The sequence below is a fragment of the Streptomyces sp. NBRC 109706 genome, assembly GCF_000974485.1.
In the GTDB taxonomy this organism is placed as follows: Bacteria; Actinomycetota; Actinomycetes; order Streptomycetales; family Streptomycetaceae; genus Streptomyces.
On the sequence record NZ_BBOM01000015.1, the window covers coordinates 79,890 to 104,544 of the forward strand.

Genomic DNA, 24,655 nt, shown 5'->3' on the forward strand with positions numbered 1-24,655 from the left:
GTGTCACTCAATCCAGAGCCGCGTCAGGGGATTTCTATTTCGTCGAGCAGATCGAAGAGTTCGCTGTCGGATGCGGACTCCACGGTGTCGTCGGCCGCCCGTTCCCTCGTTCCGCCCTGGCCGCCGTCCCACTGGGTGAGCAGGGAACGCAGCCGCAGGGTGATCTCGCCGCGTTGGTCCTCGGGGGCGGTGAGGGTGGTGAGGGCGGCCTTGAGCCGGTCGAGTTCGGTCAGCACGGAGGCGGCGGCGTCGCCGCTCTCGTCCGGGGTGATCCGGGCGAGCAGGGTCTCGGCCAGATCGGCCGGGGTGGGGTGGTCGAAGGCGGCCGTGGCGGAGAGGCGCACGCCGGTGGCGGCGGCGAGCCGGTTGCGGAGTTCGACGGCGGTCAGGGAGTCGAATCCGGCGTCCCGGAAGCTGCGTTCGGCGGCGATATCGCGCACCTCGCTGTGCCCGAGGACGCCGGCGGCCTGTTCGCGCACCAACTCCAGGGTGATGCGGTGCCGTTCGGCCTCGGGGACGCCGGCGAGGCGGCGCCTGATGTCCTGTGCGTCGGCCGGTCCCGCGGCCGTGCCGGCGGCCCGGCGGGCCGGGGCGCGGACGAGCCCGCGCAGCAGGGGTGGCACGCCGCCCTCGGCGGCGGCGCGGGTGCGGACGGCGGCCAGGTCGAGGCGGACGGGGACGACGGCGGGTTCGCCGAGGTCGAGCGCCGCGTCCAGCAGGGCCAGTCCCTCGCGGGAGCTGAGCGGGCGGACGCCGGAGCGGCCGAGGCGGGCCCGGTCGCCGGCACCGAGCGTCGCCGTCATGCCGCTGGCCTCCTCCCACAGGCCCCAGGCCAGGGAGAGGGCGGGCAGGCCACGGGCGCGGCGCTGGCGGGCCAGTTCGTCGAGGAAGGCGTTGGCCGCCGCGTAGTTGCCCTGTCCGGGGCCGCCGAGGACGGCGGTGGCCGAGGAGAACAGGACAAACGCGGTGAGGTCGGCGCCGGCGGTCAGCTCCGCCAGGGCGAGGGTCGCGTCGACCTTGGGGGCCAGCACCCGCTCGACCTGGTCCTCGGTGAGGGAGGCGACCACGGCGTCGTCGACCACGCCGGCGGTGTGCACCACGCCGCGCAGCGGCCGGCCCGGCGGGATGTCGGCGAGTGCCTTGGCCAGGGCGGTGCGGTCGGTGACATCGCAGGCGGCGACGGTCACCGAGGCGCCCTGCTCCTCCAGTTCGGCGATCCAGGCGTCGGCGCCTTCGGCGGCGCGGCCCCGGCGGCTGACCAGCAGCAGATGGCGCACCCCGTGCCGGGTCACCAGATGCTGGGCGACGAGCCGGCCGAGGGTGCCGGTGCCGCCGGTGATCAGCACGGTGCCGTGCGGGTCCCAGGTGGTGGGCGCGGTCAGCACGACCTTGCCGATGTGCTTGGCCTGGCTGACATGACGGAACGCCTCGGGGGCGCGCCGCATGTCGAAGGTGGTGACGGGCAGCGGGCTGAACGCTTCGGCGGCGAACAGGTCAAGGACCTGGCCGAGGATCGCGCCGATCCGTTGGGGTGTCAGCTCGGCGATGTCGAAGGTCCGGTAGGCGACCCCCGGGTACCGCTCGGCGATGGTCTCGGGGTCGCGGATATCGGCCTTGCCCATCTCCAGGAACTGTCCGCCGCGTGGCAGCAGTTGGAGGGAGGCGTCGACGAACTCGCCGGTGAAGGCGTTGAGTACGACATCGACGCCGCGCCCCTGGGTGGCGGCGAGGAAGGCGTCCCGGAAGGCGGTGTCGCCGGTGGACGCCAGATGGGCGTCGTCCAGGCCGAGTTCGCGGAGTGCCGGCCATTTGCCCTCGCTGGCGGTGGCGAACACCTCGGCGCCCAGATGCCGGGCCAGCCGCACGGCGGCCATGCCGACGCCGCCGGCGCCGGAGTGGACCAGCACGGACTCGCCGGCCTTGAGTTCGGCGAGGTCCACCAGGCCGAGCCAGGCGGTGACAAAGGCGACCGGCACGCCGGCGGCCGTCTCGAAGGACCAGCCGGCCGGGATCCGGACCAGGGCCCTGGCGTCGGCCACCACCTGGGGGCCGAAGCCCCGGGCGACCATGCCCAACACGGCGTCGCCGACGGAGAGTCGGCTGACTCCGGGGCCGATCTCGGTGACGATGCCGGCAGCCTCGTCGCCGAGCCAGGGCGCGGTCTCGCCGGAGTACATGCCGAGGGCGATCAGCACGTCGCGGAAGTTCATCCCGGCGGCGCGGACGGCGATCCGCACCTCGTTCTGGCCGAGCGGCGCCGCGGCCTCCGGGCCGGGCAGCAGCCGCAGGTTCTCCAGCGATCCCGGCTTGGTGGTCTCCAACCGCCAGGGTTCGGCGGGGGGTTGGAGGGCGTCGCCGCCTTCGGAGCGGACCAGGCGGGGGCAGAGCGTCGCGTCGCCGAGCAGCCGCAGCTGCTCCTCGCCGCTGCCGACGGCGGCGGCCAGCTCGGGCAGCGGCCGCTCGCGGTCGGTCTCGACCAGCACCAGCCGGCCGGGGTGCTCCGCCTGGGTGGAGCGCCCCAGGCCCAGCACGGCGGCGTGCCCGAGGTGTGCGGAGCGGGTGACGAGCGCCAGCCGGGCGTCGGCGAACCGTTCGTCGGCGAGCCAGCGGCGCAGCAGCGTCAGGGTTTCGGCGACGGCCCGGTGGACGTCCAGCGCCTCGTCGACGCGGGCGATCACCAGCTCGGGCGCGCCATCGGCGGCCAGCCGGTCCAACGCGTCGTCGCCGGCGGGGAGTTCGACGGCGCGCGGGGTGCTTGTGGGCTCGCCGGCGGGGACCCAGTCCACCTGGTAGAGCGATTCGGGGCCGGCGGGCGCGGTGCGCAGGTTCTCCACGGAGACCGGGCGGACGGCCAGCGAGGCGATGGCGGCGACGGGCCGTCCGGCGGTGTCGGCGACCGTCACCGAGAGGGCGTCGCCCGCGCCGGGGGCGAGCCGGACGCGGAGCGCGGTGGCGCCGGAGGCGAAGAGTTCGACGCCCTCCATGGCGAACGGCAGCACGGGCCGGCCGTCGTTGTGCACCAGGCCGAGCAGCGGGATGGGGTGCAGCGCGGCGTCCAGCAGCGCCGGGTGCAGTCCGAACTCGCCGGGCTCGGTGCCCTCGGGGAGGGCGACCTCGGCGAACACCTCGTCGCCGCGCCGCCACAGCGCGCGCAGCCCGATGAACGCCGGGCCGTAGGCCAGGCCGATGGCGGCAAGCCTGGCGTAGGCGTCGGTGAGGTCGACGGGTTGGGCGTCGGCGGGCGGCCACTGCCGCAGATCGGCGCCGGGCCCCGCCGTGAGGGTCGCGGCCAGGAACCCGGAGACATTGCGGACCCAGGGGGCGTCGTCCTGGCCGTCGGGGCGGGAGTGCACCCCGATGGGGCGGCGCCCCGTCTCGTCGGGCTCGCCGATGATGATCTGCAGCTGTCGGCCGCCGCGCTCGGGGAGGATCAGCGGCGTCTGGAACGTCAGTTCCTCGACGCCGGCGCAGCCGACCTCGTCGGCGGCGCGGATCGCCAGATCGGCGAAGGCGGTGCCGGGCACCACCACGGCGTCGCCCACCAGATGGTCGGCGACCCAGGACTGCGGGAAGGCCGTCAGCCGGCCGGTCAGCACCACGCCGGCGCCGTCGGCCAGCGGGACGGCCGCGCCGAGCAGCGGGTGGCCCGCCGGCCTGGCGCCGAGCGCGGCGGCGTCGGTGCCGCCGGCCCTCGGCCGCACCCAGTAACGGCGGTGCTGGAAGGAGTAGGTGGGGAGGTCGACGCGGGCGCCGCCGGGGTGGAGCGCCGCCCAGTCGACCCGGGCGCCGGCCGTCCAGACCCGGGCGACCCCCTCGATCGCGGCCAGCGGTTCGGGGCGGTCCTTGCGCCGCAGCACGCCGACGACCAGGTCCTCCGGGGTGTCGACGGCCTCGACGGCGAGTCCGGCGAGGGTTCCGTCGGGGCCGATCTCCAGCGCCTGCCGGACGCCGTCGGCCTCGAAGACGCGGACCGCATCGGCGAACCGCACGCCCTCGCGGGCATGCCGCAGCCAGTACTCGGGCGACGCCAGATCGCCGTCGGCGGCGCGCCGGCCGGTGAGGGTGGAGACCACGGTCAACCGGGGCCTGTGGAACGTCAGTCCGGACAGCACGGTGCGGAACTCGGCCAGCATCGGGTCCATCAGCGGCGAGTGGAAGGCGTGGCTGACGCGCAGCCGGCGGGTGCGCACGCCGCGTTCCTCGAAGTCGGCGGCGATCGCGGTCACCACCGGCTCGGCGCCCGAGATCACGGTGGCCTCGGGCCCGTTGACGGCGGCGACGCCGGCGACCTCGCCATGGTCGGCCAGCAGCGGGACCACCTCGTGTTCGGGCGCGGCGACGGCGATCATCGCGCCGCCGGCCGGCAGCCGCTGCATCAGCCGGCCCCTGGCGGCGACCAGGGCGGCGGCGTCCGGCAGCGAGAGGATGCCGGCGACATGGGCGACGGCGATCTCGCCGACGGAGTGGCCGGTGAGCAGATCGGGGCGGACGCCCCAGGAGGTGATCAGCCGGTGGAGGGCGACCTCGAAGGCGAAGAGCGCGGGCTGCGCCCACTCGGTGCGGTGCATCCTGGCCTCGTCGTCGCCGAAGACCACCTCGTTCAGCGGCCCCGGCAGCAGCGGGTCGAGAACGTCGGTGACCTCGTCCCAGGCGGCGGCGAACACCGGGAAGGCGGCGCGTAGTTCGCGGCCCATGCCCAGGCGTTGGGCGCCCTGGCCGGCGAAGAGCAGCCCGAGCCGGCCGCCGTCGCGGGCGGTGCCGCTGAGCACGCCGGCGCGTTCGGCGCCGTCGGCCAGGGCGCGGAGCCCGTCGAGCAGTCCCGAGGGGGCGTCGCCGACCACCACGGCGCGGTGGGCGAGGGTGGCCCGGGTGGCGGCCAGGGACCAGCCGATGTCCCCCGGGTCGGCGGCCGCGCCCGGCCCCTCGACGAACTCCCCCAGGCGCGCGGCCTGTTGACGGACGGCCTCGGGCTGGCCACCGGAGAGCACCCAGCCGAAGGCGGCGGGGCTGTGGCCGGACCTGGGCGGTGTGGCGGTCTCGGCCTCTTCGACGGGGGGTTCGTCGGCAAGGATCAGATGGGCGTTGGTGCCGCTGATGCCGAACGAGGAGATCCCGGCGCGGCGTGGCGTTCCGGCCCTGGGCCAGGGCCTGGCGTCGGTGAGCAGGGCGACATCGCTGTCCGCCCAGTCCACGTGCGGGCTGGGCCGCTCCGCGTGCAGGGTCCTGGGCAGCAGCCCGTTGCGCAGCGCCATCACCATCTTGATGACGCCGGCCACGCCGGCGGCGGCCTGGGTGTGGCCGATGTTGGACTTCACGGTGCCCAGCCACAACGGGCGTTCGGCCGGCCGGTCCTGGCCGTAGGTGGCGATCAGCGCCTGGGCCTCGATCGGGTCGCCGAGCCGGGTGCCGGTGCCGTGCGCCTCGACCACGTCGACATCGGCGGCACCGATCCCGGCGTCGGCCAGGGCGCGGCGGATGACCTGCTCCTGCGCCTCGTCGTTGGGGGCGGTCAGGCCGTTGGAGGCACCGTCCTGGTTGATGGCCGAACCGCTGATCACGGCGAGCACCTGGTGGCCGTTGCGGCGCGCGTCGGAGAGCCGTTCCAGCACGATCATCCCGACGCCCTCGGCGGGGCCGAAGCCGTCGGCGTCCTCGGCGAACGCCTTGCAGCGGCCATCGGCGGCGAGGCCCTGCTGACGGCTGAGGTCGACGATCCAGTTGGGCGCGGACATGATGGTGACGCCGCCGGCCAGGGCGAGGGAGCACTCGCCGTCGCGCAGCGCGCGGGCGGCGACATGCAGGGCGACCAGCGACGAGGAGCAGGCGGTGTCGACGGTGACGGCGGGCCCGCGCAGTCCGAAGGTGTAGGCGATCCGGCCGGACATCACGCTGGTGGTGTTGCCGACGGCGAGATAGCCCTCCAGTTCCTCGGCGGACGCGTCGCCGTGCCGGGGGGCGTACTCCTGGGGCGCGGCGCCGACGAAGACGCCGATGTTGTCGCCGCGCAGCGCGGTGGGGGGCAGTCCGGCGCGCTCCAGGGCCTCCCAGGAGGTTTCGAGGAGCAGCCGCTGCTGCGGGTCCATGGCCAGCGCCTCGCGCGGCGAGATGCCGAACAGCTCGGCGTCGAACTCGCCCGCCTCGGCGAGGAACCCGCCGGCCCGCACATAGCTGGTGCCGGGCGTCAACGGGTCGGGATCGTAGAGCGCTTCGAGGTCCCAGCCCCGGTCGTCGGGGATCGGGGCGATGCCCTCGGCGCCGTCGGCGACCAGTCGCCACAGGTCCTCGGGGGAGGCCACCCCGCCGGGGAACCGACAGGCCATGGCGACCACGGCGATCGGCTCCCGCCGCCTCGCCTCGGTCTCGGTCAGCCGCTGCCGGGTCTGCCGCAGGTCGGCCGTGACGAGCTTGAGGTATTCGCGGAGCTTCTCTTCGTTAGCAGACATCGGAAAGCCACTCTCCACAAGGAAAGCCGAATGGGAATCACGGCGACGTGCCGGGCGGTCAGGCGGTCGGACATCCGGCGTATGTCGGGTGGGGGAAAGCCAAGAACGAGTCCTCACGCGCGGCGCTGTGGACCTCGGTCAGATGGCCCCATGCTGTTTCGTTGCCCGGGTGGATGTCTGCGTGTCACTTCTCGCGCTCCCCCGCGCTCTTGCCCACCGATTGTGTGCCGGGCGAGGCGCCGCTGCTCTGGGGACCGACCCCAGGCGGGACCCTAGTACTGCGTGGTCGCAGGGCGTGAAGGGCCGCCGACGTGCGCGGACCGGGGTCAGTGTCACCCCGGCTCCCGGGAGTTGACACCCCCGGGGCACCCCGGGGTCGGTGGACCCGGTGGACCCGGTGGCCCCGGGGTGCCCGTCGGGCGCCGCGGGCTCTCCCCCCGGCGATTCCGAAAGGTTTTCGGGCGCGGTGGCGGCCGGGCTTCCGGTTCATGTGGGGAGTGGGTGGACGCATTGTCCGCCGATGCGGTCAGGACACCGATTCGGGCGCTCTCACCAGGCCGGGGAGACCGTGCCACAGCCGTTCCGGAAAACCTGGTTCCTGGAACAGGATCCCCCAATCAACCACTATGTTACGAGTGGAGAGTTGACGAAGATATCGCCACTTGTCTTCACAAACGTAACCCATCCCGCGTGAGGTAGGTCACCTTCTTCACTGGTTTAGCAGCACACCCTGACCCCGCCCATGAAGTGCCGTATTCGACGCCCACACACGGGCTCACCCCGGGGCTGCGCAATACCCCTCCCAACCGTTTCCCAAGGGGAAGCGGAATCCGTTCGACACCCCACGATCAGGCCGTTTGCACACGCTGGCCCCCGCAACGGGCAGTGAGGGAGGAGCAACGAGCGGCGACGAGAGGCCGGCCGGCGGGGCGTCCGACGGCGGGGCGGCGAACGCGCCCCGCGGCCACCCGGGTTCGGCCGCGGCGGCCAACAAGCGCTATATAATCCCAGGTCAGTTGGGGTGCGTCGGCTCCCGCACCGGGGGCCGACTCGCCGCGTTGTGCGTGGATTCCCACCGATTCCTGCGCCACCCGCAGCCCCGGGGGCCCCCGGGGGCACGTTCGACCGGCGCGGCCGCCACGGCAAACTCGACGACGATACGGCGGAAAGTCGATTGCCATCGCGAACCATGGCTCCGCTTCCCATCCCGAGACGACTTGGGATATCGTTGTTCGCGCTTTGTCCTGCTGCGCCGCTCTGACTCAGCGGCCTGACCAAACTGTTTAGTTACACCGGGATGTACCCGGTGTTAACAGTTTTACGGGGAGATCTTCTTATGGTGTCCGGCGCTCCATCGTGCCGCTCCGATTCCTCCTGCCCCATCTCGCTCCTCGTGTGTTTCCACGGGTCAACAAACACCAGCAGACCCGTGTCTCGTCTCTAGTCCGCTGGCCATCCACGCCACAAGTTCTGGCGCCATGCGAAACACGCCTGCCCGGGGTCGAGGAATTCGGCCGACTTCAAGGAGATGAGTACATTCATGCTCGCGGGAGCCAACTCGGCCGTTCGGATCGACGAGCCGTCACTGATCGAGCGTGACGAGGAGCTGCGCGCCCTCGCCGGAACACTGGACGCCCTGCGCGCCGGGAGCGGCGGATTCGTCCTCGTCGAGGGGCCGTTCGGCACCGGCAAGAGCGCGCTGCTGCACACCCTGCGGCAGGGCGCGGGGGCGGCCGGGTTCACCGTCCTCCAGGCCAGGGGCAGCGCCTTCGAGACCGGCCACCCCAACGGTCTGGTGCGGCAGATCCTGGAGCACTGGCTCGCCTCGGCGCCGCCGCAGGGCCGGGGGCCGGCCGATCCGGCGGCGCTGCTGACCCCGCTGCTCGACTCCCCCGAGGCCCTCGACCAGCCGGGCGGCCCCAGCTGGGGGATCCCGGATCCGGAGCGGCAGGAACGCGAACACGACGGACTGCTCAGGCTGTTGGTCGAGCTGGCCGACACCGGGCCGCTGGTGCTGCTGCTGGACGATCTGCATCTGGCGGACTCCGCCTCGATGCGCTTCCTGGGCCGCCTCGGCGGCCTGATCGCCCAACACCCCGTTCTCTGCTGCGTCACCGCACCGCCCCCGGCGCGTTCGGGCCTCCGGCTCGGCCTGGACGAGCCGCCCGTGCAGACGCTGCTCGCCCCGGCGGCCCCCCGTTCCCTGGTCCTCGGCCCGCTCAGCGAGGACGGGGTGCGCGCCTTTCTCGCGTCCGCCGTGCCGGGACAGCTCTCCGCCACCTCGGTGCGCGCCTGCTACGAGGCGACCGTGGGCAATCCGTTCTTCCTGCGGGAGCTGGTCGGCGAACTCGGCGGCGGCGGGCTCGCCGACCCCGCCCGGATATCCGCCGCAGGACCGCGCACCGTCGCCCGCCGCATCCTGCGCCGCGTGCACCATCTGCCACGACGCGGCGTCAACGGGGCCCTGGCCGCGACCAACGCGCTCGCCGTACTCGACACCGCGGACAGCGTCGAACAGCTCGCCGCCGTCGCCGATCTCGCACCGGCCGAGGCGGCGCACGCGGTGGTCGCGCTCCGCGCCGCCGGCGTCGCCGACCGGGCCGACCCGCCACGGTTCGCCGCCCCCATCGCCCGCAACGCCGTCTACACCCATATGGCGCACGCCTTCCGCTACCGCGCCCACTACGCGGCGGCCCAGGCCCTCACCGACCAGGGCGCGCCGCCGCGGCGGATCGCCACCCATCTGCTGCATGTCCCGCCCTCAACCGACGGACGCGCCGTGGAGACCCTGGTCGCCGCCGGCCTGGCCGCGCTCGGCGAGGGCGATCCCGCGCAGGCCCTCTCCCTGGTGCGCCGCGCCGCCCGGGAGAACGTGCCGAGCCGCACGCTGCCCCGGCTGCTGGCCGTGCTGGGCGAGGCCGAACACCGCACCGGGCACCCGCAGGCCGTGCGCCATCTCGGGGACGCCATCGGCCTGACCTCGGACCCGGCCGAACGCGCCCGGATCGCGCTGCAGTTGGGCGCCGCACTCACGGTCGCCGCACGCCACGAGGAGGCCGCCGAGGTCTACCGCCAGGCCCATGCCGAACTCGGCGGCGAGCACCCGAAGTTGGCCGCCCGACTGTGCGCGGCGCACAGCCGCCTCGACCATCTGGGCGCCACCGGCCGAGGCAACGTCCCCGAGCTGGTACGGGAGTTGGGCACCACCTCCCGTGTCACCGCCGGCGAACAACCCCCGAACGACGCGCACTCGCTGGCGCTCGGCGCCGCCCGCGCCCTGCTCGGCGGGGAGCCGGGCCACCGCGTCGTCCAACTGGTCGACCAGGCCCTGGCACACGACCCCACGATCCGCCGCCCCGGGGACGACGCGTGGGTGCCCTGGTTCCTGGCGTACTGCCTCTACAGCTGCGACAAGCTCGCCGAGGCCGGCACCATCCTGGACGACGCCATCCAGCAGGCGGTGAGCGTCGGCGTCGACTCCCGGGCGCTGCGCGCCCTGCGGGCCCATGTCAACCTGCACCGGGGGATGTTGTCGGAGGCCAAGAACGACGCCAGCGCCTCCCTGGAGCCGTGCGCCGCCGGCGAGACCGACGCGCTGGGCCGCTCGTTCGCCGTGCTGGCCCTCACCGACCTGCTGATCCTGCGCAACCAGCCGGACATGGCGGCACGCGTCTTCGAGGAACACGGCGGCTGGCACGCCCCCGGAACCAGCCGGCTGGGGGATATCGCACTGCTGATCGGCCGCCGGCACCTGCACGCGGTCAGGGGTGACTCCGAGGCCGGGATGCGCGACGGCGAACGCATCCTCTCCCTGCTCAGGGAGACCGGCAGCACCACCCCGGCCCTGACCCCGGCCCCCAGCATGGTGGAGAACCTGGTGGGCCTCGGCCAGCTGGAACGGGCGCACGCACTGGCCGCCGAACACCTCGCCGACGCACGGTCGTTCGGCACCCACCGGATCGTCGCCCGCGCCCTGTACGCCTATGCCCGCACCCAGGGCGGCGACGACGCCATCGAATCGCTGGAGGAGGCCGTCGAACTGCTCGACGGCTCGCCCGCCATCGTCGACCGCTGCGCCTGCCTGCTGCAACTGGGCGCCGTGCTGCGGGACACCCGGCGCACGGTGCAGGCCAGGCGGCGGCTCAGGGAGGCCGACGAGGTGGCCGAGACGATCGGCGCCACCGCGTTCAGCGGCGCGACCCGACGCGCGCTCGCCGCCCTGGGAGTGCGGACCCGGGACACCGGGCGGCCCCACACCTGGGGACTCACCCCCAGGGAACACCGGGTCTCCGTCCTCGCCGCCGAGGGCAAGCGCAACCACGAGATCGCCAGCATCCTCTTTGTCACCGTCAAGACCGTGGAGTGGCACCTCAGCCAGGTCTACCGCAAGCTGCACATCGACTCCAGGAGCGAACTCAGCCGCGTACTCAGCCTCGGCTGACCCACCCCCGGCCGCCCCAGGACTGGGGTGGTGGCCGGGGGAGCGCCCCGAGTCGCCGGCGCTCCCCGGCGGCGCAGTATGTCGGTGCGGGCGATGTACGGCCATGGCCGACCTCGGGCCGTGTCCCTCGGAAGTTCCCCCGCTTCCGGGGGACTTGGCGTTCGTCCCGGTCCTTCACCGCTTCGCCCCGCCCGTGATCCGAACCCACGCCGTGCCCACCGCTCCCGGGCATGTGCGGCGGGTCGGAACCCGCGTCTGCCCTTCACCTCAACAGGCAACGGAGTGTGCATCGTATGGCGCCCGGTAAACCCAATGTCATCCTGCGCGGCGGGCCGGTCCAGATCACCGGCCGGTCGCAGCTGCGGTACCACCCGAACGTCGACGAGACGATCAAGATATCCGTCGGCAACGCCTATGAGCACTATCTGCCGACGCCGGAGACGGTGGAGCACGACGGCAGCAGGCTCACCGTTTTCGAGTGGACCCGACGCACCTATATCGCCGAGTGATCCCGGCCGCCGCCGGCTGACCCGGCACGGCGCCCGCGCCCCGGGGACGGCCCCTTCCGCCCCCGGGGCGCCGGCCTGTCCGCGTCCCGCCCCGGCTGGGGTCGACCCGGGGGCCGGCACGGGGCGCGCCGAAGCCGGACGGACACAGAATCGCAGGCGGCGTCCGCCTGTCGCGCGAGAGTCGGGGAAAGACGCCAACCGCGCGCACCACCCCATGAACGCGCCCATGAACGCGCCCATGAACAGCCCAGGACAAACGGGAGTTCAGGAACTATGACCGTCCAGAAGTCGAAGGCGTCGGCCGAGTCCGCGCGCTCCGGAGCCAGCCATCTCCCCGGTGCGCCAGCGCCGCGTGGCAGTGACCCCATCGCGGTGGTCGGCCTCGCCTGCCGGCTGCCGGGGGCCCCCACCCCCGCCGACTTCTGGCGCCTGCTGCGGGCCGGCGACAACGCCGTGCGTCCGCTGCCCGACAGCCGACGCCGCGCCCCGGGCGGCGATCCCACGGGCGACCCCACGGGCGGGGCACCCGCCGGCTATCTGGACCGGGTCGACACCTTCGACGCGGCGTTCTTCGGCATCGCCCCCCGCGAGGCCCGGGCCATGGACCCCCAGCAGCGGCTGATGCTGGAGCTGGCCTGGGAGGCGTTGGAGCACGCCGGCATCGTGCCGGGCACCCTACGGGACAGCCGCACCGCCGTGTTCGCCTCCACGATGTGGGACGACTACGCCGAACTGGCCACCGCCGGCGGCGCCGACCACCTCGGCGCCTACAGCTTCGCCGGCACCCGCCGCACCATGCTGGCCAACCGCGTCTCCTATCTGCTGGGCCTCAACGGGCCCAGCCTCACCGTCGATTCGGGCCAGTCGTCCTCCCTGGTGGCGGTGCATCTGGCGTGCGAGAGCCTGCGCCGGGGCGAGGCGACGGCCGCCCTGGTGGGCGGCGTCAACCTGATCCTCGGCGAGGGCTCAGCGGCCACCTCGGCCAGCCTGGGCGCGCTCTCCCGCAGCGGGAACTGCCATACGTTCGACGCGCGCGCCGACGGCTATGTCAGGGGCGAGGGCGGCGCGGTGCTGCTGCTCAAGCCGCTGGCCCTGGCCCTGGCCGACGGGGACCGGGTGCACGGCGTGATCCGCGGCAGCGCCGTCAACAACGACGGGGGCGGCGACAGCCTGGGCACACCGCGCGGCGCGGCGCAGGAGGAGGTGGTGCGGCTCGCCCACGAGCGCGCCGCGACCGGAGCCGAGCAGATCGGCTATGTCGAACTGCACGGCACCGGCACCCCCGTTGGCGACCCGATCGAGGCCGCCGCCCTGGGCGCGGCCCTGGGCAGGGCGCGCCCGGCGGACGAGCCGCTGCGCGTCGGTTCGGTGAAGACCAATATCGGCCATCTGGAGAGCGCGGCGGGCATCGTCAGCCTGCTCAAGGTGGTGCTCAGCATCACCGGCGGCGCGCTGCCGCCGAGCCTCAACTACGCCGAGCCCAACCCGGACATCCCGCTGGACCGGCTCAATCTGCGGGTGCAGGCCGAGCTGGGCCCCTGGCCGGGGGACGGCGCTGAGCCGCCGCTGGCCGGCGTCTCCTCGTTCGGGCTGGGCGGCACCAACTGCCACGTGGTGGTGGGCGGGTTCACGCCGACCGATGAGCCCGTCGATGACGCCGCCGGGTCTGCCGGTTCGCCGGGGTCCGGGGTGGTGATGTGGCCGTTGTCGGGTGCGTCACCGGAGGCATTGGCCGCGCAGGCCGAACAGTTGGCGGCCGTGGTGGAAGCGGACGAGGACGCGCCGTTGACCGATCTGGGCGCGGCACTGGCCACCACCAGAACCGCGTTCCGCCACCGCGCCGTCGTCCTGGCCACCGACCGCCAGGAACTCCTCACCGAACTCACCGCCCTCGCCACACACCAACCCCCCAACCGCGCCATCCAGGGCACCACCATCCCCGACACCGACCAGGGACCCGTCTTCGTCTTCCCAGGGCAAGGCTCCCAATGGACCGGCATGGGACTCCAACTCGCCCAACAACACCCGGTGTTCGCCAAAGCACTCGACGACTGCCAAGACGCCCTCGCCCCCCACATCGACTGGAACCTCCACCAAGCACTCGCCTCCCCCGAACAACTCCAACGCGTCGACATCGTCCAACCCGCCCTCTGGGCCGTCATGATCTCCCTCGCCCGCCTCTGGCAACACCACGGCATCACCCCCACCGCCGTCATCGGCCACTCCCAAGGCGAAATAGCCGCCGCCCACATCGCCGGCGCCCTCACCCTCCACGACGCCGCCACCATCGTCGCCCTCCGCTCCCAACTCATCCACCAACACCTCGCCGGCCACGGCGCCATGGCCTCCCTCAACCTCGACCCCACCACCACCCAACAACTCCTCACCCCCCACCACCCCCACCTCACCATCGCCACCACCAACAGCCCCCACACCACCGTCATCGCCGGAGACACCCACCACCTCAACACCCTCACCACCCACTGCGAACAACACAACATCCGCATCCGCCGCATCCCCGTCGACTACGCCTCCCACTCCCCCCACGTCCAACCCCTCCACCCCCACCTCACCCAAGCCCTCCAACACATCACACCCCAACCCACCCACACCCCCATCATCTCCACCGTCACCGGACACCCCCTCAACGGACCAGAACTCACCCCCGAATACTGGTACCAAAACCTCCGCAACCCCGTCCTCTTCACCGAGGCCACGGAGGCGCTGCTCGCCCGGGGCCATGGTGTCTTCCTGGAGATGAGCCCCCATCCGGTGCTGGCCGGCAGCGTGGCCGAAACCGCCGAGGCCGCCGAGAACGCTCAGGTGCGGGCGCTCGGCACGCTGCGCCGCGACGACGGCGGCGACGACCGGTTCCTCGCCTCGTTGGCGCAGGCGTGGGCCAGCGGGGTCGGGATCGACTGGGACCGGCTCCACCCGGGCTTCGACGGCCGCCGCGTCGAGCTGCCCACCTACCCGTTCCAGCGCGAGAGTCACTGGCTGGACACCACCGCAGGGCCTCGCCGACGGCCCGCAGCCGTCGACGAGCCGGCCGACGAGCCGGTGCTCGCCCCGACCGGCGCGCCGACCGTTCCCGGGCTCGCCGGACAGAACGCGGCCGGCCAACGCGAGGTCCTGACCGATCTGGTGCGCCGGCACGCGGCGGCCGTCCTCGGGCATCCGAACGTCGAACGGGTCGAGCGGACCGTTCCGTTCAAGGAGGCGGGCTTCGACTCGCATATGTCGGTGGAGCTGCGCGACCGGCTCAACACGGCCACCGGGCTGCGGCTGCCGTCCGGGGTGCTCTTCTCGCACCCCACGCCGGCGGCGCTCGCCGAGCGGCTGCGGCAGGACCTGGGCATGGCCGGCGACGAAGCACCGGCCGGGCGTCACGTCAGGGGCCGGAGCGCGCCGGGACGCGCCGACGAGCCGATCGCCGTCGTCGGCATGGCCTGCCGGTTCCCCGGCGGCGTGGCCAGCCCCGAGGACCTGTGGCGGCTGGTCGCCGAAGGCCGGGACGCCATCGGCGACTTCCCCACCGACCGTGGCTGGGATCTGGACGCGCTCTACGACCCCGATCCGGAGGCCGTCGGCTCCTCCTACACCAGGAAGGGCGGCTTCCTCGAAGGCGTCGCGGACTTCGACGCGGCGTTCTTCGGCATCTCGCCCCGCGAGGCGCAGACCATGGACCCCCAGCAGCGGCTGCTGCTGGAGACCTCCTGGGAGGCGATCGAACGCGCCGGGATCGCGCCGTCGGCGCTGCGCGGCACCGGCACCGGCGTGTTCGCCGGCGCCATGGCGCAGGAATACGGGGCGCCGCTGCACCAGGCCCCCGAGGGCTTCGAGGGGCAGCTGCTGACCGGCGGCGCGGCGAGCGTGCTGTCCGGCCGGGTCGCCTATGTGCTGGGCCTCAACGGGCCGGCCATCACGGTGGACACCGCGTGTTCCTCGTCCCTGGTGTCGGTGCATCTGGCGGCCCAGGCGCTGCGGCAGGGCGAGTGCTCGATGGCGCTGGCCGGCGGCGTCACGGTGATGCCGACGCCCGGGATGTTCCTGGAGTTCAGCCGCCAGCGCGGGCTGGCGGCCGACGGCCGGTGCAAGGCCTTCGGGGCTGGCGCCGACGGCACCGGCTGGGCGGAGGGCGTCGGCGTGCTGGTGCTGCAACGCCTGGACGAGGCGCGACGGGACGGCCGCCGGATCCTCGCGGTGCTGCGCGGTTCGGCGATCAACCAGGACGGTGCCAGCAACGGGCTCACCGCGCCCAACGGCTCGTCGCAGGAGGAGGTCATCCGGCTGGCGCTGGGCGCCGCCGGGCTGGGGCCCGCCGATGTGGACGCGATGGAGGCGCATGGCACCGGCACCACGCTGGGCGACCCGATCGAGGCCACCGCGCTGCTGGCCACCTACGGGCAGGGCCGGGACGCCGATGACCCGCTCTTCCTCGGGTCGTTGAAGTCCAATATCGGCCATGCCCAGGCGGCGGCTGGCGTCGGCGGCCTGATCAAGATGATCATGGCGATGCGGGCGGGAACGCTGCCGAGGACGCTGCACGCGGAGCAGCCGTCACCCCATGTGGACTGGTCGTCGGGCGCGCTGTCGCTGCTGGTGGAGTCTCGGCCGTGGCCCGAGCGCGACCGGCCGCGTCGCGCCGCCGTCTCCTCGTTCGGGATCAGTGGCACCAACGCCCATGTGATCCTTGAGGCCGCGCCCGAACCCGTCGAGGAGCCGGTGGCTTCTCCGGGGTCCGGGGTGGTGGTGTGGCCGTTGTCGGGGGCGTCACCGGAGGCACTGGCCGCGCAGGCCGAACAGTTGGCGGCCGTGGTGGAAGCGGACGAGGACGCGCCGTTGACCGATCTGGGCGCGGCACTGGCCACCACCAGAACCGCGTTCCGCCACCGCGCCGTCGTCCTGGCCACCGACCGCCAGGAACTCCTCACCGAACTCACCGCCCTCGCCACACACCAACCCCCCAACCGCGCCATCCAAGGCACCACCACCCCCGACACCGACCAGGGACCCGTCTTCGTCTTCCCAGGACAAGGCTCCCAATGGACCGGCATGGGACTCCAACTCGCCCAACAACACCCGGTGTTCGCCAAAGCACTCGACGACTGCCAAGACGCCCTCGCCCCCCACATCGACTGGAACCTCCACCAAGCACTCGCCTCCCCCGAACAACTCCAACGCGTCGACATCGTCCAACCCGCCCTCTGGGCCGTCATGATCTCCCTCGCCCGCCTCTGGCAACACCACGGCATCACCCCCACCGCCGTCATCGGCCACTCCCAAGGCGAAATAGCCGCCGCCCACATCGCCGGCGCCCTCACCCTCCACGACGCCGCCACCATCGTCGCCCTCCGCTCCCAACTCATCCACCAACACCTCGCCGGCCACGGCGCCATGGCCTCCCTCAACCTCGACCCCACCACCACCCAACAACTCCTCACCCCCCACCACCCCCACCTCACCATCGCCACCACCAACAGCCCCCACACCACCGTCATCGCCGGCGACACCCACCACCTCAACACCCTCACCACCCACTGCGAACAACACAACATCCGCATCCGCCGCATCCCCGTCGACTACGCCTCCCACTCCCCCCACGTCCAACCCCTCCACCCCCACCTCACCCAAGCCCTCCAACACATCACACCCCAACCCACCCACACCCCCATCATCTCCACCGTCACCGGACACCCCCTCAACGGACCAGAACTCACCCCCGAATACTGGTACCAAAACCTCCGCAACCCCGTCCTCTTCACCGACGCGGTCAGCACCCTGATCGACCAGGGGCACCGACTGTTCGTGGAGGCCAGCGCCCACCCGGTGCTGGCGATGGCGATCACCGAGATCGCCGAGGCCGCCGAGGCCACCGAGAACGCCGAAAACGCTCAGGTGCGGGCCCTCGGCACACTGCGCCGCGACGACGGCGGCGACGACCGGTTCCTCGCCTCCCTCGCCGAGGTGCATGTGCACGGGGGCGCGGTCGACTGGTCCGCGGTCCATCCGCAGGCGCGCCCGGTGGATCTGCCGACCTACCCGTTCCAGCGGCAGCGCTACTGGATGACGGCCCCGGTCGCGGGCGCGGAGAAGCGGGACCATCCGCTGGCCGAGACGGTGGTGCCGCTCGCCGACGGGGACGGGGCGCTGCTGGTGGCCACCCTGTCGCGCGCCACCTCGCCCTGGCTGGTCGACCACGCGGTGGAGGGAACGGTGCTGCTGCCCGGCACCGCGTTCGTCGAACTCGCCCTGCGCGCCGGGGAGTCGGCGGGCTGCGCACGGCTCGAAGAGCTGACGCTGCAGGCGCCGCTGCGGCTGCCGGAGCGTGGCGCGGTGCGGCTGCGGTTGGTGGTGGCCGCCGCCGAGGATCCGGCGGCGGCCGAGCGCAGGCACAGCTTCACCGCGCACTCCCGGGCGGCCGACGCGGCCGACGACGAGCCCTGGCTCCCGCACGCCTCCGGGGTGCTGACCACCCGCGAGGCGCCGGAGCCGGCGGCCGACGCGGGGGCCTGGCCGCCGGCCGGCGCCGAGCCGGTCGACATCGCCGAGCTGTATCCACGGCTCGCCGCCCTGGGCTACGAGTACGGCCCGGCGTTCCGTGGGGTCAGGGCGGCCTGGCGGCGCGGCGACGAGGTGTTCACCGAGGTCGCGCTCGGCCAGGACCAGCAGGCGGAGGCGGCCCGGCACGGGGTGCACCCGGCGTTGCTGGACGCGGCCCTGCACGGCGCGCTGTTGGGCGCGTTGGACGGGAACGGGGCCGGGTTGGCGCTGCCGTTCGCGTTCTCCGGCGTCACCCTCCATGCCGCCGGGGCCACCGGCGCGCGGGTGACGATCACCCCCGGCGGCGGGGACACCTTCGCGGTGACGCTGGCCGACGGCTCGGGCCGGGCCACCGCCGTCATCGAGTCGCTGGAGATGCGCAGCGCCAGGACCGGCGCCGTCGAGGCCCCGGCGGACGGGCTCTACCGGGTCGACTGGGTGTCCACGGGCGAGGTCGAATCGCCGCCGGCCGGGGCGAGTTGGCAGCTGCTGGACGATGCCGACCCGGATCTGACCGCGCTGCCGACCCCGCCGCCCGCCACCGTGGTGATGCCGGTGCGGCCGGGGCGCGAGGTCACCACGGCGGTGAACGGTGCCCTGACGCTGCTGCGGGAGTGGCTGGCGGACGAGCGCCTGACCGGCTCCCGGCTGGTCTTCGCCCTCACCGGGGACCTTCCGGAACAGGCCGCCGTCGGCGGGCTGGTGCGCAGCGCGCAGAACGAGCACCCGGGGCGGTTCACCCTGGTGCACGCGGTGTCCGACCCGGGCTTTGTCTCCAGCGTCGCCGTCGCGGCCACCGATGAGCCGGAGATCCGGGTCAACGGGCGGCAGGCGGCGGTGCCCCGGCTGGCCAGGGCGACCAGGCGTCGGCTGGCGCTGCCCGACGGTCCCTGGCGTCTTGGGGTCGCCGAGGGCGGCGGTGGCGCCGACGCCGTGGTGGCGCGGCCGTCATCGCGGGCCGAGGCGCCTCTGGCGGCCGGCGAGGTGCGGATCGAGATGGGCGCCGCCGGGCTCAACTTCCGTGATCTGGTAGTGGCGTTGGGCATGGTGCCCGGGCTGGACGGGGTGGGCGTCGAGGGCGCGGGCACCGTCGTCGAGGTCGGCGCCGATGTGACGGAGCCACGTGTCGGGGACCGGGTGATGGGCCTGCTGCCCGAGGCGATGGCGCCGGTGGTGGTCGCCGACGCCCGCACCGTGACCCGGATACCGGAGGGCTGGACCTTCGAACGGGCGGCCTCGGTGCCGGTCACCTATCTGACGGTATGGCGGGGGCTGGTCGATCTGGCGGGCCTCACCCGCGGTGACCGGATCCTGATCCACGCCGCCACCGGCGGCCTCGGGCTGGCCGCGCTGCGGGTGGCCCGCCAGCTGGGCGCCGAGGTCTTCGCCACCGCCAGCCCGGCCAAGCAGCATCTGCTGCGTGAACTCGGCCTGGACGAGGGCCATATCGCCAGCAGCCGCGACCTGGGCTTCCGCGACCGGTTCCTCGCCACCACCGAGGGCGAGGGCGTCGATGTGGTGATGAACGTGCTCAGCGGCGAGTTCACCGACGCCTCGCTCGAACTGCTGCCCAGGGGTGGCCGGTTCGTGGAGATGGGCAAGACCGATGTGCGGGATCCCGAGGCGGTCGCGGCCCGTTATCCGGGCGTCGACTACCGGTACTTCGATCTGATGTCGGAGGGCCCGGACGAGATCGCGGCCGCGCTGCGCCAGCTGGATCCCGGCTTCGCCGACGGCAGCTTCGCCGCCCCGCCCATCACCAGCTGGCCGATCGGGTGCGCGCCCGAGGCGTTCGACACGATGCGCGCCGCCACCCACCTGGGCAAGCTGGTGCTGACCCACCGCCGGCCCTGGCGCCCGGACCGCACGGTGCTGATCACCGGCGGAACGGGGACGCTCGGCGCGCTGCTGGCCCGCCATCTGGTCACCGAACACGGCATCCGGCACCTGCTGTTGACCAGCCGGCGCGGCCCGGCGGCCGAGGGCGCCGGGGAACTCGTCGACGAGCTGTCCGAGTTGGGCGCCGAGGCCCGGGTGGTGGCCTGCGATGTCGGTGACCGGGCGGCGCTGACCGCGCTGTTGGCCGACGTTCCCGAGGACCGGCCGCTGGGCGCGGTGATCCATGCGGCGGGGCTGCTCGACGATGCCACCGTCGAGGCCATGACCGGCGAGCAGGTGGCTCGGGTGCTGCGGGCCAAAACCGGGGCGGCCACGCTGCTGGACGAGTTGACCGAAGGACTCGACCTGTACGCGTTTGTCCTCTACTCGTCCGTGGCCGGGGTGCTCGGCACCGCGGGGCAGGCCAACTACGCCGCCGCCAACGCCGCGTTGGACGCCCTGGCGCGTGACCGGCACCGGCGTGGACTGCCGGCCGTCTCGCTGGCCTGGGGCCTGTGGGAGCAGGCCAGCGGCATGACGGGACATCTGGACGACCAGGATGTGGGGCGGCTCTCCCGCACCGGCGTCGCGCCGTTGGAGGCCAAGGAGGGGCTGGCGCTCCTGGACCGGGCGCTGACCGACGGCGGGGCCGGTCTGGTGGCGGCCAGGCTGGATCCGGCCGGGCTGCGCGAGCAGGCGGCGGCCGGTCAACTCCCGTCCGTGCTCCGGGGCTTGGTCGGCACGGTCCGGCGGCGGGTGGCCCAGGCGGCGCCCGGGTCCGGCGCCGGCGAGGCGGGGCTGGCGGAGCGGCTCGCCGACGCGCCGCCGGCGGAGCGCCAGCGGGTCCTGCTTGACCTGGTGCGCTCGCATGCCGCCGCCGTGCTCCGGCACGGCACCGCCGAGGACATCGAGCCGGGCCGGCCGTTCCGGGAGGTGGGCTTCGACTCGCTGACCGCCGTCGAACTGCGCAACCGGGTCAACGCCGCCACCGGCCTGAAGCTGCCCAGCACGGTGGTCTTCCGCCATCCGACGCCGACCCAGCTCGTGGAGCGCCTGATCGCCGATCTGCTGCCGGAGCGGCGGGTCACCGTCGGCTCCGTGGTGGACGATATCGAGCGGCTGCGCGCCGCCCTGGCCGGGCTCGCGGCCGAGCCGGCCGAACGGGCCTCCGTCGCCGAGCGGTTGCGCGAAGTGCTGGTGGAGCTGGCGGGCCCAGAGGCCGGGGGCGCGCCGGTGGCCAGGGACGAGGAGGTCGCCTCGGCGACGGACGACGAGATGTTCGCGCTGATCGACCGGGAGTTGGGGATCGACTGACCTCCAGCGGCCCCGGCCCCCGGCCCGGCCGACCCCAGGCGTTCCCGGGGCCGCCCCCAGAATGTCTGGGGTGGGCCCCGGGGGAACCTCTGGGGTGCCGGGGGCGGCCGCCCGCCACCCTGGGGGTGACGCCACGGTGGACGAGGAGGTGACGCCGGCCCAACGGGGTCGCGCCGCCGAGACATTATCCGTTCTTACCGCATGTGCGCATAATCGTCGTGGAAAGTCGGCGGGCTGGCACCACCCCGCCGACCATAGCTAGAGTCAGGGCAGGCAAGTATCGACCACTGACTGGGAAGTGGAGTTTTCAGGCACGCCGCATTGGAATTCCTTACATGATGTGCACAGAAGTGCGCGCCGCACTCCGCGGTTCCACTTCTGTCCGACCGGCCATCATGCGTTCCCATGCGGCGGAAACCGAGCGTTACGGAATCCGGGGGAGTTGCCTTGCGCGCTCAAGACGTCCTGCTGTTCGAACGTGATAGAGAACTGTCCGGCATGGAGGCCGCCGTCGCGAGCTGCGCGCACGGGCACGGCCAGCTCCTCATGTTGGAGGGCGCCCCCGGCATGGGCAAGAGTTCCCTGCTCGGCGCCCTGCGCGAGCGCGCCGGCGGGCAGGGGTTCCATGTCTTCCAGGCCCGCAGTCTGGAGTTCGAAACCGAATTCCCCTATGGCGTTGTTCGACAGCTGTTCGACAACTGGCTCTCCACGCTCGGCCCGGACGAAAGACGCCGGGTGTTGCGCGGCCCGGCCCGGTTGGCCGCCCCGCTCTTCGACTACAGCGCGGAGTGGGCGCTGGACGGCGACGACGGCCAGGCGCAGTACTCCTACCTCTACGGCCTTTACTGGATGTGCGTCCATATTGCCGAAACCGCGCCGATCGTCCTTCTGATCGACGACATAGAATTCGTCGATCGGGCCTCTCTGGGATTCCTCCACTACCTCACCGCACGGCTTGAGGACCGCCCCATCATTTTGGCGATCAGCACCGATCCGGCGGAGAGCGACCACCGGGGCGAGGTCATCCGGGCCATCACGGCCAACCCGGCGGCGCGGCTGCTGCGGCTCGACCCGCTGTCCGGGGGCGGCGTCCACGAGTATCTGGCCGCCACCCTGGGCCGCGCCGCCGCCTCCCGCTACGCGGCGGACTGCTATACCGCCACCGGCGGGATCCCGTTCCTGCTACGGGAGTTGGTCGCCGAGCTGTCGGTGGCCGAGCGCGAGGAGCGCCGGCTCACCCCGGCGCAGGTCGCGGAGATCGCCCCGCCCAAGGTCGTCCATCTGGTGCTGCGCCGGCTCGACCGGCTGCGGCCGGCCGCCACGGCCCTGATCGAGGCCATGGCGGTGCTGGGCACCGAGGTCGATCTGAAGCACGCCATCGAGATCGCCGGGCTCGACCAGGGCGAGGTCCCCGAGGTGCAGGGCGCGCTCGCCGACGCCGGACTGCTGCGCCCCGACGTTCCGCCGCGCTTTGTGCACTCCATCGTGCGGGCCGCCGTCTATCGCAACCTCAGCGTCAGCGCCCGAAACGTCGCCCACGCCCGGGCCGCCAGGGTGCTGGCCGCCACCGAGGCGCCGGTGGCCGATATCGCCCAACACCTGCTGCGCGTCCCGGCGTCCGGCGATCCGGAGACCGTCGCCCTGCTGCGCGACGCCGCCCGCGAGGCCATCGCCGAACGGGACGACCGGGCCGCGGTGGCCTATCTCACCCGCGCGCTCCAGGAACCGCCGGCCGCACCGACCCTGTCGAGCCTGCTGGTCGACCTCGGCAAGGCCGAATTACGGTGCGAACTGCCGGACGGGCTCGACCATCTCTCCCAGGCGGTCGACCTCATCCAGGACCCGTCGCTGCGGGGCCGGGTCGGGCTCGATCTGGTCGCCGCGCTCACCGCGGCCGGCCGCGACCAGGAGGCCGTCGGCCTGCTGGAGACCCTGCGGGCCGAGGTCAGACACGCACAGGACCCGGAGGAGGCCGCGCTGTTGGATGTGGCGCTGTTGAGCGCCGCGCGCGGCGCCGCGGGCCCCGGACGGGCCGGCCGGGCCCGACTCCGCCGCGCCGAGGGCAGCGGGGAGCCGACCCAGCCGATCCTCGGGCACGCGCTGGCGGTCGAGCGGGCCTGGGAGGCGCTGCGCCGGGGCGAGTCGGCCGGCGCGGTCATGGCGCGCGTCGACGACCTGCTGCGGGAGACGTTCGCCGAGGGCCCCTCGCTGCCGATCCACGACGCCACCGTCTACCCCTGGTGCCTGGCCACGTTTGTCTTCGTGCAGTGCGACCGGATCGACGACGCCGACCGGCTGGTCACCTTCCTGGTCGACGGCGCGGCCGAGCGCGGCGCGACGCTGGCCGCGCACGCCGGACATGCCCTGCGGGCCTGGGTCCGCGCCGCGTCCGGCCGACTCACCGAGGCGGAGGCCGACGCCCGCCGGGCCCTGGAGCAGAACGGGCCCAACCACGCCCATGACGCCACCAGTTACGCCGTGGCCGCACTCGCCGAGGTGCTGACGGCACGTCAGGAGCACACCGAGGCGAGGGCGTTGCTCGACCAGCACGACGCGGACCATGACGAGTCCGGCTGGTCGACGCCGCTTCGGGTGCCGTTGAGCCTGGCCAGGGGGCGTCTGCACGCCGCGCAGGGCAGGGCGGACGCGGCGGTCACCGCGCTGGAGCGCGGACGCGAACTCCTGGAGGAGCACGGGCTGCACTTCCCCGCGCTGGCCTACGCCTGCGAGGCGGCCCTCGTCCGGGTCAGGGCGGGCCGCGCCGACGAGGAGCGGGCCCTGGCCGATGTGCGGCTGATCAACGCGCGAAGCTTCGGCTCCCCCCGGCTGGTCGCCACCGCGCTGCGGGTCTGCGGGCTGGTCTCGTCCGGCCGGCTGGCCGTCGACTTCCTCCGCGAGGCGGTGGACGTGCTGGCCGGCACCGAGGTCGCGTTGGACCGCGCCGCCGCCTCCGTCGACCTGGGCGCCGCGCTGCGGGTCGACGGCCGGCTGGACCAGGCGCGGGCCGAGCTGACCCGGGGCATGGAACGCGCCCAGGCGTGCGGCGCCTGGGGGTTGGCGAAGACCGCCAGGGCCGAACTCGCCGCCATGGGCGTCCGGGTCAGGATCACCAAGGCCACCGGGGTGGACGGCCTCACCGCCCAGGAACGCAAGGTCGCCGAGCTGGCGGCCAAGGGCAAGAGCAACCGGGATATCGCGCACTCGCTCTTCGTCACCATCAAGACCGTCGAATGGCACCTCAACCGGGCCTACCGCAAGCTGGGCATCGCCTCGCGCGGGGAATTGGCCGGCGCGCTCTCCGGGGAATACGCCATCCGCTGACGGTCCCGGGCGCAGGCCCGGCTGATAAGGTTGTTCAGTTCGTGTGAAGAGAACTCCATATCACCTCCCGTGACGGGGAAGCCGGTCGAAGTCCGGCACTGTCGCGCAACCGTGGGCCACGATGACGTGGCAAGTCGGGTTACCGCATGGGGGGTTCGTCGGACCGCTGTCGCGAAAACAGGGGGGTGACATCCGGCCTCCCGTGC

At 73.3% G+C, this 24,655-nt stretch carries 5 protein-coding genes and 1 riboswitch; of the genes, 4 read left to right on the plus strand and 1 reads right to left on the minus strand.

Translation table 11 applies throughout. The annotated features are described in order from the left end of the window. Positions 1 to 23 precede the first annotated feature (23 nt). Positions 24 to 6,443: a type I polyketide synthase gene (locus tag AOM46_RS35730; protein ID WP_062218077.1), complete on the minus strand. Its 6,420-nt coding sequence runs from the start codon at positions 6,441 to 6,443 to the stop codon at positions 24 to 26. Between the two features lie 1,528 nt (positions 6,444 to 7,971). Here AOM46_RS35730 and AOM46_RS30765 point away from each other — a divergent pair. The 4 genes from AOM46_RS30765 (at position 7,972) to AOM46_RS30780 (ending at position 24,449) form a co-directional block, all read left to right on the plus strand. Further along, positions 7,972 to 10,884, plus strand: a complete 2,913-nt coding sequence (locus AOM46_RS30765; RefSeq protein WP_078857361.1) for a LuxR family transcriptional regulator — start codon at positions 7,972 to 7,974, stop codon at positions 10,882 to 10,884. 293 nt (positions 10,885 to 11,177) lie between these two features. Beyond that, positions 11,178 to 11,393: a DUF5988 family protein gene (locus tag AOM46_RS30770; RefSeq protein ID WP_062218083.1), complete on the plus strand. Its 216-nt coding sequence runs from the start codon at positions 11,178 to 11,180 to the stop codon at positions 11,391 to 11,393. Between the two features lie 273 nt (positions 11,394 to 11,666). After that, positions 11,667 to 21,128 (plus strand): type I polyketide synthase, encoded by a 9,462-nt coding sequence (locus AOM46_RS30775; protein WP_078857362.1) that lies wholly within the window; start codon positions 11,667 to 11,669, stop codon positions 21,126 to 21,128. Between the two features lie 447 nt (positions 21,129 to 21,575). Then, positions 21,576 to 24,449: a LuxR family transcriptional regulator gene (locus tag AOM46_RS30780; protein ID WP_234314145.1), complete on the plus strand. Its 2,874-nt coding sequence runs from the start codon at positions 21,576 to 21,578 to the stop codon at positions 24,447 to 24,449. Positions 24,450 to 24,498: 49 nt separating this feature from the next. After that, positions 24,499 to 24,640, plus strand: a riboswitch (adenosylcobalamin (AdoCbl) riboswitch). The last annotated feature ends 15 nt before the right edge of the window (positions 24,641 to 24,655 follow it).

Coding starts and splice junctions, on each gene's coding strand:
- AOM46_RS30770 (WP_062218083.1), top strand. CDS start 11,178: ATGGCGCCCGGTAAACCCAATGTCATCCTGCGCGGCGGGCCGGTCCAG.
- AOM46_RS35730 (WP_062218077.1), bottom strand. CDS start 6,443: ATGTCTGCTAACGAAGAGAAGCTCCGCGAATACCTCAAGCTCGTCACG.
- AOM46_RS30775 (WP_078857362.1), top strand. CDS start 11,667: ATGACCGTCCAGAAGTCGAAGGCGTCGGCCGAGTCCGCGCGCTCCGGA.
- AOM46_RS30765 (WP_078857361.1), top strand. CDS start 7,972: ATGAGTACATTCATGCTCGCGGGAGCCAACTCGGCCGTTCGGATCGAC.